We start from the raw sequence: 12,940 nt of genomic DNA, 5'->3' as shown, positions 1-12,940 counted from the left end.
AACTATTGAGCGAGCCGGGCTAACTCAGCAACTGCTCGCTCCATGCCATTTAAGAGCGATACTCGACATCCACATCGTGGTCGTCGTCATCATCCCAATCCTCATCGTCATCCACCTGCCCTTTGGCCGCTTTGCGCTTGGCGCGATGACTCTCTCTCAACTCTTCGATACGCTCGCGAGCTTCGCGCTGCATTTGACGCTGCGCTTCCAGCTCCGCCACAGCCAAGTCGGGATCTCGCGCCTCGATTTCCTGACGCTCTTCCAGGTAATCCATCAGGCGACCGCCGAGGGCATCGGTGCCCTCCTTGCGAATAGCCGCCACACGGAATACAGGCCCCTCCCAACCCAGGGCATCTACTACCGCCTGACAGCGCTCTTCCAGCTCCGCAGCGGGCACCAGGTCGGTCTTGTTCAATACCAACCAGCGCTCACGCCCGGCCAGGGTCGGGCTAAAGGTGGACAGCTCGCGCTCAATGGCTCGGGCATTCTCCACCGGATCAGAGCCATCAAAGGGAGCCAAGTCAACCAAGTGCAGCAAAACCCGACAGCGAGTTAAGTGCTTGAGGAAGCGAATCCCCAGGCCCGCCCCTTCGGCTGCACCTTCAATCAGGCCGGGAATATCTGCAATCACAAAGCTGCGATGCTTCTGCACTTGCACCACCCCCAAATTTGGCACCAGGGTGGTAAAGGGGTAGTTGGCCACTTTCGGCTTGGCCGCAGAGACGGCGCGAATAAACGTGGATTTGCCCGCATTGGGCAGCCCCAACATGCCCACATCCGCCAGAACCTTCAGTTCGAGCTTGAGGCTGCGCATCTCGCCTTCAGTGCCGTGGGTGGTCTGGCGCGGCGCACGGTTAGTACTGGATTTGAAGCGGGTATTGCCCAGACCGTGGAAGCCCCCCTGGGCCACCAGCTGGCGCTCACCGGCTTCGGTCATATCGCCGAGTGTCTCGCCGGTATCCACATCAATGATCGTGGTGCCCACCGGCACCTTAAGGACCAGGTCCTCACCCTTGGCGCCAGTACAGTTGCGCCCCCGGCCCGGCTGACCGCTCTCAGCGGCATAGCGGGGCTGGTAGCGATAATCCACCAGGGTATTCAGGGAATCGTCGGCCTCCAGGTAAACGGAGCCGCCGTCACCACCGTCGCCGCCATCCGGGCCGCCCTTCTCAACAAACTTTTCCCGGCGAAAGCTCAGGCAGCCATTGCCGCCCTTACCTGCCTGCACAAAGATGGGCGCCTCATCGACAAACTTCATAATCACTCCACCGCCACAGCGGTTGTCTCATCCGGTGCACACATGCGCGCACCCCTATCATCATACCAGCCGACAAGCCGCCCCCTGTGGGCAACTGCCACCCTAACTTCCCGTCGCGGCTTTTCTGCGACGTTTCCAACAAAAAAGCCCCGCAATAGCGGGGCTTTTTATGAAGCTTGGGCTAATGACCGCTTAAGCAGTTTCGATAGAAACGAACTTGCGGTTGTTGGGGCCCTTAACTTCAAACTTCACAACGCCGTCCGCAGTGGCGAACAGGGTGTGGTCTTTGCCCATACCAACGTTAACACCGGCGTGGAACTTGGTGCCACGCTGACGAACGATGATGTTGCCTGCTGCTACAGACTGGCCGCCAAAGCGCTTCACGCCCAGGCGTTTACTCTCGGAATCGCGACCATTTCGCGTACTACCGCCAGCTTTCTTATGTGCCATGAGTCGTTACTCCTCTCTTATGCCTTGATGCCAGTGATTTTAACTTCGGTGTACCACTGACGGTGGCCCTGGCGCTTCATGGAGTGCTTACGACGACGGAACTTGATGATTTTCACCTTCTCGCCGCGACCGTGACTTACCACTTCAGCAGTTACTTTAGCGCCATCTACAACAGGAGCGCCAATGCTGATCTTGTCGCCATCGACAACCATGAACACTTTATCAAAATCGATGGATTCGCCAGTTGCTACTTCCAGCTTCTCCAGGCGAAGTACTTCGCCTTCTTCTACACGGTGTTGCTTGCCACCGCTCTCAAAAACAGCGTACATATTTCTATGCTCCGGTAAGGACGACACGAAGCAGCGGGAGGACCATTAAGTCACTGCTCCGCATTTCGGGAGCTTGCGCCGTGTGTTTAACATCTATTCGCCAAAGGCTCCAATAGCGACTCAATAGCCGCAAAGAGCCCGCAATTGGCGGGGCGCAGATTCTAATCAATTCGCCGGGTTGATACAATAGCGCCCCTTCGCCCTCCGGCCCCCGGAAGGCCCCTGTCTAGTCGTATAAGGAACTCTCACATGCTGCCTTTTCACCGGGTCGCCGCCGAAGACTTTGCTGCGGTTAATCAGCGTATCCTCGACCAACTGCACTCGGACGTTCCCCTGGTGGAAAATATAGGTCACTACCTGGTTGAGGCCGGGGGTAAACGCCTGCGCCCGCTACTGGTACTGCTCTGCGCCAAGGCCTGCGGTTACCGGGGCCAGAACCATATTGATCTCGCCACCATTATTGAGTTTATTCACACTGCCACCCTGCTGCACGACGACGTCGTGGACACCTCTGACATGCGTCGCGGCCGCCTCACCGCCAATGCCAAGTGGGGCAATGCACCCAGTGTGCTGGTGGGGGACTTCCTCTATTCCCGCGCCTTCCAGATGATGGTTGCCCTGGAAGATATGAGTATCATGGCAATTCTCTCGGAGACCACCAACACCATCGCAGAGGGCGAGGTTCAACAGTTGGTCAACGCTGGAGACCCGGCGGTAAGCGAAGAGAACTACTTTACCGTTATCCACAAAAAGACCGGCGCTCTGTTCGAGGCCGCCTGTGAGACGGCGGCCGTATTAGCCAGCTGTTCAAGCGAGGAGCAAACCGCACTGAAGCTCTACGGCCGCCATCTGGGGCTCGCCTTCCAATTGGTTGACGATGCGCTCGACTACCGTGGCAACCCCGAAGAGCTGGGTAAAAATGTCGGTGACGACCTGGCGGAAGGCAAACCCACCCTGCCCCTGATTTACACCATGGCCAATGGCAGTAAAGAGCAGGCATTGCTGGTAAAAACGGCGATCGAGCAGCGCAGCGCGGAAAAACTCACAGAAATCGTGGAGGCCATTGAGGCTTGTGGTGCACTGGACTACACCATGGAGCGCGCGCGAGCCGCCGTGGAAGATGCCAAAAAACAGCTGGCCTTTATGCCCACCAGTGAACAAAAAACCGCCCTACAACAATTGGCGAACTTTGCCATAGAGAGAAACGTCTAAAAGTAATTGCTGCCCGGGCTATCGCAATAGCTCGGGCAAATTAAATATTCCCAAGAGCAAATCCCCCTAGCTGCGCCGCAACTGAGCAGCCCTAGCGCAGATGTTCCTGACCAAGTAACGAGCTTTATTCGCACCTATTTTCCACTAAGCACCCAACTTTGGGTACGATTTGTCCTGCTTGTCATTTTAGGCGTCAATTTTAATTCCACAGAGGCACAAAATAACAAGCGCACAAGTAATTAGCATAGAGAGACCAGGATATGAAAAGCTCTACTGCGCTTTATCAGCTAAAAAATTACCCGGAAATATTCTTGGGCAGTAATCTCATAAAAATTACCGGCAGTAAAAAAACCGAAGTTATGGATTATCAATTCGGGACCTATACCATGAATATGGGCGCGTCCGGTGACGATAAACCCAACGAGTTATTTGCTTTTGACCCCAATGGGACTTTTATCGAAGACCCACAAACAGTCAAAGTTCACCATATTCGCATGATCGACTGGAGTGAAAAACTTTCCCTAGATCGCATTGAACCCTATCAAATGCGCAACGGTGCCGACATTATGGTTACCGGCCAGCTCAGTGACTGCTGTTTCTGTATAGGCGGGCACAACGCAAATATGCCGGTCGTTGCCCATATTCGGCCGAGAAAAAACCAGGGGCTTAATGGCAAAGCCACGCACAATGCCGTTATCAATCAGGGGAAATTCTGGGTTTTCGGCGGGGTGCAAAAATCCCTTGGCCGCTCAGCTCTAAAACCCCACCACCACAACTACACCGACTACGCCTCTGTCGTTGGAGTGCGGATTGACAACCAGTGGCAAATCTACGCCCAGCACTTAAAAACCCCCAAAGGGCCAATCCAGGCTGTTACCCGACTCCTGTAAACAGACAGCCCTCAAACAAAAAAGCCCCGCATTTGCGGGGCTTTTTATACGAGAAAAAAGGCATCAGCCGATCAGCTGAAGAAGCTCCTCTGTTTTTTCCCGCATCAACACCTCATCTCCCCGGGATTCAACATTCAAGCGAACAACCGGCTCAGTATTTGACATACGCAAATTAAAGCGCCACTCGGGATAGGCAACGCTCAGCCCATCTACGTGCTCAACACTGTCAGCTGCGGGGCCATACTTTTCTTCCGCCGCCCTTAACAGCGCTGCGGCATCCTCAACTTTAGAGTTGATCTCTCCCGAGCAGGGAAAAGCAGCCATGCGCTCGCCGACGAGCTGAGATAGCGATTTACCACTGCGGCTCACCAACTCCGCAACTAATAGCCACGGGATCATACCGCTATCACAATAGGCAAAATCGCGGAAATAATGATGCGCACTCATTTCACCACCATAAATGGCGTCTTCCTTGCGCATACGCTCCTTAATAAAGGCGTGACCGGTTTTACTCTGCACCGGCTCCCCGCCCGCAGCCTGGACAATATCCTCGGTATTCCAGAGCAGGCGCGGATCATGTACGACTTTGGCGCCACTGTTTTTTACCAGGAAAGCCTCCGCCAGCAAGCCAACAACATAGTAACCTTCGATAAAATCGCCATTTTCATCGAAGAAAAAGCAGCGATCAAAATCACCGTCCCAGGCGATGCCAAAATCAGCGCCACTTTCACGCACGGCCTTAGCGGTTGAGTGGCGATTCTCGATCAGTATTGGGTTGGGGATTCCATTGGGGAAGTTGCCGTTGGGCTCGTGGTGAACACGCACAAATTCAAATGGCAGCTGCGGAGCCAGCACATCCACAACAGCACCTGCACCGCCATTACCGGCATTCACCACCAATTTTAGTGGCTTCAGTGCGGTGCTATCGATATATCCCAGTAAGTGCTGTACGAAATCAGCGCGGTGCTCGAAGCGCTGCAAACTCCCTCGCTGCTCAACGGCGGGGAAATTGTTCTCTTCGGCCAGGCGCTTGATATCCAGTAAACCGGTATCACCGCTGATCGGACTGCTCCCCTCACGCACAAACTTCATACCGTTGTAGTCCATAGGGTTGTGGCTGGCAGTCACACAAATACCGCCGTCAAAGTCCCCATGGAAATTGGCAAAGTACACTTCTTCGGTACCGCACTCACCGATATGGAATACATCGGCGCCGGCATCGCGCAAACCATTCACCAATGCGTCGGTGAGTTCGCCGCTGGTCAAACGAATATCATGTCCCACCACAACGCGGCGGGCCCCCAGAAACTGGGCAAAGGCGCGGCCCACCCGATAGGCAACGTCGGAGTTGAGCTCATCGGGGACACGGCCGCGAAGGTCGTAAGCCTTAAAGCAAGTCAGCTCATTCATTGGCCCTTACCCCCCTCTGCCTGCTCTGGCAGATACACGTTTTCATAAACGTGGTTAGTCGCGTCGATAAACCCTTCTACAGAGCCACAATCAAAGCGGCGCCCCTTAAAGGCATAGGCCAGCACACAGCCCTGCTGGGCCTGCGCCATCAGCGCATCGGTAATTTGAACCTCACCATTTTTACCCGGTGGAGTATCGCGAATCAGATCAAAGATATCCGGTGTCAGAATATAGCGACCGATAATTGCCATATTGCTGGGGGCATCTTCTGCGGCGGGCTTCTCGACCATATCGGTAACCTGGTACAAGTCAGGTTTAATTTCGTTACCTGCAATAACTCCAAATTTATGGATATGCTCCTTTGGCACCTCCTCTACAGCGACAATACTGCAGCGGAACTGCTTATACAGCTGGACCATTTGCGCCAAAACACCCATATCCTCATTCAGGCACAGATCATCCGCCAGCACGACTCCGAAGGGCTCGTCACCAACCAGGCGGTGTCCCTGTAAAATTGCGTCTCCCAGGCCCCTCATTTCCCCCTGGCGCGTATACGAGAAACTCGCACTGTCGATTACTTGGCGCACGGAATCCAGGTAGCGCTCTTTACCGGTACCGGCAATTTGCTGTTCCAGCTCGAAATTGGTATCAAAATGATCCTCAATGGCACGCTTACCACGCCCTGTAACAAAGCCGATCTCGGTCAGCCCGGCCTCGATAGCCTCTTCGACACCGTATTGAACCAGGGGCTTGTTAACCAGCGGCAACATCTCCTTAGGCATAGCTTTGGTGGCAGGAAGAAAACGAGTGCCGTAACCGGCGACAGGAAATAGGCATTTTTTGAGCATTATGCTCCCCCAATCAATGTTTTATCAGCGCGCCCCCGCGCAGGGATGGCAACTTATCATAGCGCCGCTATGCGAACACTTACACACGAACCCGATAAACTTGCCCCAAAGTGTGAATTTCCCGAAGGTAAAGCCAAAATTCAACAAACCAGCAAAGGGAGTTTATAAGCTAAATAGGCAGTAGTTGTGAAGGCAACACTGGCGCCAGTCACAAAAATTGCCCTGACTGACTGGACAAGCGATACACAGCCCTTAGAATGCCCGCTCTTGCAAAAATGTCCATTGTCAATTGCATAACCACCCATTAGCGGGGAAATGATGAGTAATTTTGTACAAAAAAGTGAGTACTCCAGAGAGGAGCTCCTGACCTGCTCTCGCGGCGAGATGTTCGGCCCAGGCAACGCCCAGTTGCCGGCTCCCAATATGTTGATGCTGGACCGGATCACTCACGTCTCCAAAGATGGCGGCGCATTTGGCAAGGGAGAGCTGATTGCCGAACTCGATATTCACCCCGATCTGTGGTTCTTTGACTGCCACTTCCCCGGTGACCCCGTAATGCCCGGGTGTCTGGGCCTGGACGCCATGTGGCAGCTGCTGGGCTATTTCTTAGCCTGGAAAGGCAATCCCGGTCGCGGCCGCGCACTGGGCTGTGGTGAGGTTAAATTTACAGGCCAAATCCTGCCCACCAGCAAAAAGGTGACTTACCATATCCAAATGAGCCGGGTTGTTGAGCGCAAACTTGTTATGGGAATTGGCGACGGCAGTGTCTCTGTGGATGGCAGGGAGATTTACATCGCAAAGGATCTTCGCGTAGGCTTATTTACCCGCACGGATAATTTTTAAACTCGTTTAAGACTAATACCGGTAGAAACCATCTGTCCTCTGCCGACAAGTTATGCTGGAGATCACTATGCGTCGGGTCGTCATTACCGGAATGGGCATCACTTCCTGTATCGGTACCAACATTCAAGCAGTCACCGAGTCACTAAAAACTGGCCGCAGCGGTATTCGCTTCCAAGAGGAATACCGGGAACTCGGCCTGCGCAGCCATGTGGCTGGACCTGTGGACATCGATTTCAAAGAGCATATCGATCGCAAGCAACTGCGCTTTATGGGCGATTCAGCCGCCTATGCCTACATAGCCATGCGCGAAGCTATCGAGATGTCCGGCCTCGAAGAGACCGATGTATCCAACCCGCGCACCGGCATTGTGATGGGCTCCGGGGGCACCTCCACCCAGCAGATTATTGACGCCGCACATACCCTGAAGGAGAAAGGTGTGCGCCGCGTCGGCGCCTACCGCGTCCCCCAGGTAATGGGCAGTACCGTATCCGCATGCCTCGCAACCCCCTTCAAAATTAAAGGGGTCAACTACAGTATTTCCTCTGCCTGTGCCACCAGCGCCCACTGCATTGGCCACGGCGCCGAGCTAATCCAAATGGGCAAGCAGGATGTAGTCTTTGCCGGTGGCGGTGAAGAACTCGCCTGGAGCCTTACCCACCTGTTTGATGCCATGGGCGCCCTGTCGAGCAAATACAACGACAACCCAACCCACGCCTCCCGCCCCTACGATGCCGATCGCGATGGCTTTGTGATCGCCGGCGGCGGTGGCTGCCTGGTACTGGAAGAAATGGAGCACGCCCTGGCGCGCGGTGCGACTATCTATGCGGAGTTGACCGGTTACGGCGCAACTTCCGATGGCTACGATATGGTTGCACCGAGTGGTGAAGGCGCCGCCCGCTGCATGCAACAGGCCCTGGCCGGCATGGATGGCAAAGGTCTGCAAGGCGAGGTGGACTACATCAACACCCACGGCACCTCTACGCCCGTGGGCGATATCGCCGAATTAAAAGCCATGCGTGAGGTCTTTGGGGATAAGGTTCCAGCATTTGCCTCCACCAAGTCGCTTACCGGCCACTCCCTGGGAGCTGCGGGGGTTCAGGAAGCTATCTACAGCCTACTGATGATGCAGAACAACTTTATTGCGGCATCAGCTAATGTAGAGAACCTCGACCCTGCTGCCGAGGGAATGGACCTGGTCAGCGAGCTTCGCGAGACAGAGGTGAAGCGGGCTATGTCCAACAGCTTCGGCTTTGGCGGCACCAATGCCTGTCTGATATTCGATAAAATCTGAGCAAAATAAAAAGGGCGCCTCAAGGCGCCCTTTTTACTGGCCGTGTAACAGCAATCACACTATTCCGCTGCCGCGTGCAAGCGCTCCAGCCACAGCTCAACTTGACGTGTCAGTCCCTGTCGCCAACTGCGCTGCTGAATGCCAAAGACATCCCGCAACTTGCCACACGAAAGTACAATACTGCGATCCCGCTTTTCATCCTCACCCCCAGGTGCCGCGAATTGGGCCAGGCGCTCTTCGTCGTAAAAAGCCTGGGCGCGCTCGACAACCTCAAGGGCAAACTCTATCTCTGTACAGCTGTCTGAGCTGCCGTAGTGGAATACGCCTGTGGCAGTAGCGCCGCTGGCAAGCTGCTGGGCAACGGCCACGGCAACACGGGCCATATCCACTACCGTCACCGGATTGCCGCTGTCGCTCCCATCCAGGGCCAGGGGCTCAGCGGAGACAAAATCCCGCAAAATGCGCCCCAGCAAAGCATCGGGGCCACTATCCACCATCCAGCCAAAGCGCAGAATCGTCAGGTTTTGCAACCCACTAAACGCCTCTTCACACGCCAGCCACTCGCGCCCACTCAAAGACTGGGGCTCCGCCGGTTCATCCTCGTCATAGCGGCGGCGCTCACCGCCGGAGAATACCCGGCAGGATGAGAGGTGAATAATATGCTCACAGGGCGCCGCACAAAGCTGCTCACTCACCTGTAGCGACTCCGACATACCCCGATTATCGGCGCAGGCAGAGGCATTAATCACTATTGAGCCGGGTCTCAACTGGTCGATTTCCCCGGGAGCCAGCTGCTGGATGCGAAAGCCCGCGCGCTGCAATCGCTTCTGCAACGCGCCGTCAATCTCATTGCCCGCAGTGATAATGGCGACGGTATCCGGCATATAGCCTGTATTCAATTCAGACACAGGTCAATCCAGTTCTCAGAAGGGAATATCGTCGTCAAAGCTATTATCGAAACCACCGGCAGGGGCCTGGTTTGGCTGTTGCTGGGGCTGCTGGTTAGCTGGTGCCATCGGTGCGGGAGCGGTACGCCCCTGCTGTCCGTAAGCGTCCTGGCCGCCCTGCTGCTGGTAGCCACCCTGGAAACCGCCGCCCTGCTGGTCAAAACCTCCAGAACCACCCATGGACTGGCCACCCATCTGACCACCCGCAGCTGCGCCCATACCAGCGCCGCCCATACCCTGGCCGAAACCGCCCTGCTCACCGCGACCGTCCAGCATCTGCATTTCGCTGGCGACAATTTCAGTGGTGTAACGGTCCTGGCCGCTATTCTTATCCTGCCACTTGCGGGTGCGCAGGGAGCCCTCTACATAAACTTTGGCGCCCTTGCGCAGGTACTCACCGGCGATCTCAGCCAGGCGGTTAAAAAACACCACGCGGTGCCACTCAGTGCGCTCCTGCTGTTGACCGGTTTGCTTGTCCTTCCAGCTCTCACTGGTCGCCAAGCTGATATTGGTAACAGCGCCGCCACTGGGCATATATTTGGTTTCCGGGTCATTTCCCAGGTTACCGATCAGAATTACTTTATTAATACCCCTGGCCATCGCCCTCTCCTCTCCTCGACCCGGGCTCCACCCGGGGCAATAAACTATTTAAGTGATCAATTAAACGATCAAGTGTTTTGATACGCCGCCAGCACAGGATTGCGCCAGCAGCAAATATTGTATTTATATCCAGTAGGATACAATAGCGGCTCGCTGTTAGTAAGTACTACCTCAACGCTTATCCCGCAGGGCCCACCACAACAACATCCACACCAGCAGCACCGCCAAGCCCAGCCCGGCAACTGCCGAGGCGCCCCCCAAGCCAAATAGCAAGCCACCCAGGCTGCCGCCGACAAAGGTGCCAAAGAACTGTAGGGTCGCGTAGAGCCCTGTAGCTGCACCTCTCGCCTCCGCCGGGGCCTTCCGCGTCAATTGTGCCGGCAGCAGGGCCTCAAGCAGATTGAAACCGATAAAGAATACCGTCAGCGAGACAACCAACAGCCAGCTGCTTGCACACAGCAGGGCCGCACTGCCACCGATCAAAGCCAAACCGGCAAAGTTAAGTGCGAGTGCTACCCGGTCACTTTTCTCCGCCACCCTCATCAGCGGCAACATCACCAGGAAAGTGCCGAACATTAACGGCCCATACAGCTTCCAGTGTTCATCTGCCGGCCACTCCAACCTGTCGACCAGTACCAGTGGCAGGGCGACAAATAGCGCCGTGAGCAACAAGTGGGAGAAAAAGGCTCCGGACACCAAGCGCCAAACAAGGCCGTTTTTAACTACGCTATGGAAGCCGCTGCCATAAACCGCCGGACGCCGCGCTACCTCTGGTGTCGGCACCAAACGCCAGACCAGCAATCCGCCCAGTAGCGCCAGACCCGCCGTCACCCAGAAAATCGCCGGCAAGCCGCCAACACCGGCCAGCGCCGGCCCCAATATCACCGCCAGCATAAACGCGACGCCGATCGAAGCCCCGATAATTGCCATGGCAATACCGCGCTTTTCATCGCGGGTTAAATCGGCCACCAGCGCCATCACCGCAGCGGCAATCGCGCCACAGCCCTGTAGTACCCGCCCCGCGATTAGGCCGTAAACCGAGTCCGTCAGCGCAGCGATAACGCTACCCAGGGCGAACAGCGCCAACCCCGTATAAATAACCGGTTTGCGCCCCCAGCGATCGGACAGGAGCCCCAGGGGAATTTGTAGTATCGCCTGGCTCAGACCATAGGCGCCCATTGCCAGTCCCAGCAGCATGGGCGTGCTATCGCGATAGCCCTCGCCGTACACAGTGAGAACCGGCAGGACCATAAACAGGCCCAGCATACGAAAGACATACAGGGAAGCCAGCCCACCCAGGGCACGGCGCTCAATGGAATTCATGCAAATCCCGGAACAGCATCAAATAGGGCGCGCATTGTACAGTGAGCCGCCTCCCGGCTGTAGGGGAAACAGCACAACTTTTATCCACAGCTAGTTGCGACCGTACTCATCATCGAGTCGGACAATGTCATCCTCCCCGAGATAACTGCCGGATTGCACCTCAATCAGCTCTAGGGGAATCGTGCCGGGGTTCTCCAGGCGGTGCACCACCCCCAGGGGAATATAAGTCGATTGGTTCTCGGTGATCAGGACCTCTTCTTCGCCCCGGGTAACCTTGGCAGTCCCCTGCACCACAACCCAGTGTTCAGCGCGGTGGTGGTGCATTTGCAGGGATAGCTGCTGACCCGGCTTTACCACGATACGCTTCACCTGGAAGCGCGGCCCCGCATCAATCGAATCGTAGTAGCCCCAGGGCCTATATACTTTGCGATGCCTTTGGGCCTCACTGCGGCCAGTGCTCTTGAGCTTGCCGACCAGTTTTTTGACTTCCTGAACCCGCTGCCGGTCGGCAATTAAAAGCGCGTCATCGGTATCCACAACTACTAGGTCGGATACGCCGAGAAGGCTAACCAAGCGGCTCTCACCACGCACCAGACAGCGCTGGGAGTCTTCTAGCAACACATCGCCCTGGAGCAGGTTGTCATTGGCATCGCGTTTAGCCAGCTCCCACAGCCCCTGCCAGGAGCCCACATCGCTCCAACCCGCATCCATGGGCACTACCGCAGCGGACTCCGTCGGCTCCATCACTGCATAGTCCACAGATTCATCGGCACAGGCAGCAAAGGCCGCTCTATCCACCCGGGTAAAATCCAGGTCCCGGACGGCGCTCTGATAGGCACTGCGACAGGCCGCGAGAATATCCGCACGGTATCGCTCCAGCTCCTCCAGATAGCGGGAAGCGCGGAACAGGAACATACCGCTGTTCCAGGAGTAATCACCGGATGCCAGGTAAGACTCTGCGGTTTCAGCGTCCGGTTTTTCGACAAACTCCGCCACTTTCCAGGCCGTTGCCGCCAAGTTATCCCCGCGTCGAATGTAGCCGTAGCCGGTCTCCGCCCGGGTCGGCACAATGCCAAAGGTCACCAGGTGCCCCTGCTCCGCCAGGGTTCGAGCCGACTCTACAGACTCTTGAAAGTTTGCCTCATTGGCAACGGCGTGATCTGCCGGCAGCACTAACAGCAAGGGGTCTGTGCCGGACTCCAGGGCTGCCAGGGCAGCCAGGGCGATAGCCGGCGCGGTATTGCGCGCACAGGGCTCCAGCAAAATAGACTGGGCCCCGTGGCCGATTTCCTGCAATTGCTCGGCGGCGGCAAAGCGATGCTCTTCATTGCATACCAGGATCGGCGCCTGTAACTGCTCAATGCCCTCCAGGCGCCGCACAGTCGCCTGCAACATTGTTTCGCCGCCGATAAGGGGTAGGAACTGCTTGGGGTAGGCCTCGCGAGAGAGTGGCCACAGGCGTGAGCCGGTACCACCACAGAGAATCACAGGAATCATCAAATGCTATCTGCCTGAATGTCGGGTATTGCGAAAGACAAT

13 protein-coding genes are annotated in these 12,940 nt (G+C 56.1%); 4 read left to right on the top strand and 9 right to left on the bottom strand.

Features of this window, described 5'->3' with window-relative positions; all coding sequences use genetic code 11:
- Window positions 1-49: 49 nt before the first annotated feature.
- The 3 genes from cgtA to rplU all read right to left on the bottom strand — a co-directional run bounded on the left by cgtA (window position 50) and on the right by rplU (window position 2,037).
- Window positions 50-1,258 carry an Obg family GTPase CgtA gene (gene cgtA, locus ACJJIF_RS17590; RefSeq protein ID WP_444929587.1) on the bottom strand — a complete coding sequence of 403 codons (1,209 nt, stop codon included), beginning with the start codon at window positions 1,256-1,258 and terminating at the stop codon, window positions 50-52.
- Window positions 1,259-1,450: 192 nt separating this feature from the next.
- Window positions 1,451-1,708 carry a 50S ribosomal protein L27 gene (rpmA, locus tag ACJJIF_RS17585; protein ID WP_073277572.1) on the bottom strand — a complete coding sequence of 86 codons (258 nt, stop codon included), beginning with the start codon at window positions 1,706-1,708 and terminating at the stop codon, window positions 1,451-1,453.
- Window positions 1,709-1,725: 17 nt separating this feature from the next.
- Window positions 1,726-2,037, bottom strand: a complete 312-nt coding sequence (gene rplU, locus ACJJIF_RS17580) for a 50S ribosomal protein L21 (protein ID WP_282934588.1) — start codon at window positions 2,035-2,037, stop codon at window positions 1,726-1,728.
- 249 nt (window positions 2,038-2,286) lie between these two features.
- Here rplU and ispB point away from each other — a divergent pair, with 249 nt between their 5' ends.
- Window positions 2,287-3,249, top strand: a complete 963-nt coding sequence (gene ispB, locus ACJJIF_RS17575; protein ID WP_444929586.1) for an octaprenyl diphosphate synthase — start codon at window positions 2,287-2,289, stop codon at window positions 3,247-3,249.
- Window positions 3,250-3,509: 260 nt separating this feature from the next.
- Window positions 3,510-4,139, top strand: a complete 630-nt coding sequence (locus ACJJIF_RS17570; RefSeq protein ID WP_444929585.1) for a hypothetical protein — start codon at window positions 3,510-3,512, stop codon at window positions 4,137-4,139.
- A gap of 63 nt (window positions 4,140-4,202) precedes the next feature.
- Here ACJJIF_RS17570 and ACJJIF_RS17565 read toward each other — a convergent pair whose 3' ends face one another.
- On the bottom strand, window positions 4,203-5,549 hold the full coding sequence (locus ACJJIF_RS17565) for a phosphohexomutase domain-containing protein (RefSeq protein ID WP_444929584.1): 1,347 nt from the start codon (window positions 5,547-5,549) through the stop codon (window positions 4,203-4,205).
- Window positions 5,546-6,397 (bottom strand): UTP--glucose-1-phosphate uridylyltransferase GalU, encoded by an 852-nt coding sequence (gene galU / locus ACJJIF_RS17560; RefSeq protein WP_444929583.1) that lies wholly within the window; start codon window positions 6,395-6,397, stop codon window positions 5,546-5,548. Before galU ends, ACJJIF_RS17565 begins: the two co-directional genes overlap by 4 nt.
- A gap of 318 nt (window positions 6,398-6,715) precedes the next feature.
- Between galU and fabA the strand changes: the two genes are divergently transcribed.
- Window positions 6,716-7,240 carry a 3-hydroxyacyl-[acyl-carrier-protein] dehydratase FabA gene (gene fabA, locus ACJJIF_RS17555; protein ID WP_444929582.1) on the top strand — a complete coding sequence of 175 codons (525 nt, stop codon included), beginning with the start codon at window positions 6,716-6,718 and terminating at the stop codon, window positions 7,238-7,240.
- Between the two features lie 67 nt (window positions 7,241-7,307).
- On the top strand, window positions 7,308-8,531 hold the full coding sequence (fabB, locus tag ACJJIF_RS17550; protein ID WP_444929581.1) for a beta-ketoacyl-ACP synthase I: 1,224 nt from the start codon (window positions 7,308-7,310) through the stop codon (window positions 8,529-8,531).
- Between the two features lie 59 nt (window positions 8,532-8,590).
- Here the strand turns inward: fabB and ACJJIF_RS17545 are convergent, their stop codons facing one another.
- The 4 genes from ACJJIF_RS17545 to ACJJIF_RS17530 form a co-directional block, all read right to left on the bottom strand.
- Window positions 8,591-9,439, bottom strand: a complete 849-nt coding sequence (locus ACJJIF_RS17545) for a sugar nucleotide-binding protein (RefSeq protein ID WP_444929580.1) — start codon at window positions 9,437-9,439, stop codon at window positions 8,591-8,593.
- A gap of 15 nt (window positions 9,440-9,454) precedes the next feature.
- Entirely contained in the window at window positions 9,455-10,078 is a 624-nt protein-coding gene (gene ssb, locus ACJJIF_RS17540) for a single-stranded DNA-binding protein (protein WP_444929579.1), read from the bottom strand.
- A 171-nt stretch (window positions 10,079-10,249) separates the two neighbouring features.
- A complete protein-coding gene (locus ACJJIF_RS17535; RefSeq protein ID WP_444929578.1) occupies window positions 10,250-11,401 on the bottom strand; it encodes an MFS transporter in 1,152 nt (383 codons plus the stop codon).
- Between the two features lie 90 nt (window positions 11,402-11,491).
- The gene (locus ACJJIF_RS17530) at window positions 11,492-12,898 is read right to left on the bottom strand and encodes a mannose-1-phosphate guanylyltransferase/mannose-6-phosphate isomerase (RefSeq protein WP_444929577.1); all 1,407 of its coding nucleotides are present in this window, start codon (window positions 12,896-12,898) and stop codon (window positions 11,492-11,494) included.
- Between the last annotated feature and the right edge of the window lie 42 nt (window positions 12,899-12,940).

The organism is Microbulbifer regidiadema (SeqCode) (genome assembly GCF_052467605.1).
This window is presented reverse-complemented; position numbering and strand designations above follow the sequence as displayed.

What these genes read in the sequence shown, in the direction of transcription:
- cgtA (WP_444929587.1), bottom strand. Translation starts at nt 1,258, where the DNA reads ATGAAGTTTGTCGATGAGGCGCCCATCTTTGTGCAGGCAGGTAAGGGC.
- rpmA (WP_073277572.1), bottom strand. Translation starts at nt 1,708, where the DNA reads ATGGCACATAAGAAAGCTGGCGGTAGTACGCGAAATGGTCGCGATTCC.
- rplU (WP_282934588.1), bottom strand. Translation starts at nt 2,037, where the DNA reads ATGTACGCTGTTTTTGAGAGCGGTGGCAAGCAACACCGTGTAGAAGAA.
- ispB (WP_444929586.1), top strand. Translation starts at nt 2,287, where the DNA reads ATGCTGCCTTTTCACCGGGTCGCCGCCGAAGACTTTGCTGCGGTTAAT.
- ACJJIF_RS17570 (WP_444929585.1), top strand. Translation starts at nt 3,510, where the DNA reads ATGAAAAGCTCTACTGCGCTTTATCAGCTAAAAAATTACCCGGAAATA.
- ACJJIF_RS17565 (WP_444929584.1), bottom strand. Translation starts at nt 5,549, where the DNA reads ATGAATGAGCTGACTTGCTTTAAGGCTTACGACCTTCGCGGCCGTGTC.
- galU (WP_444929583.1), bottom strand. Translation starts at nt 6,397, where the DNA reads ATGCTCAAAAAATGCCTATTTCCTGTCGCCGGTTACGGCACTCGTTTT.
- fabA (WP_444929582.1), top strand. Translation starts at nt 6,716, where the DNA reads ATGAGTAATTTTGTACAAAAAAGTGAGTACTCCAGAGAGGAGCTCCTG.
- fabB (WP_444929581.1), top strand. Translation starts at nt 7,308, where the DNA reads ATGCGTCGGGTCGTCATTACCGGAATGGGCATCACTTCCTGTATCGGT.
- ssb (WP_444929579.1), bottom strand. Translation starts at nt 10,078, where the DNA reads ATGGCCAGGGGTATTAATAAAGTAATTCTGATCGGTAACCTGGGAAAT.
- ACJJIF_RS17535 (WP_444929578.1), bottom strand. Translation starts at nt 11,401, where the DNA reads ATGAATTCCATTGAGCGCCGTGCCCTGGGTGGGCTGGCTTCCCTGTAT.
- ACJJIF_RS17530 (WP_444929577.1), bottom strand. Translation starts at nt 12,898, where the DNA reads ATGATTCCTGTGATTCTCTGTGGTGGTACCGGCTCACGCCTGTGGCCA.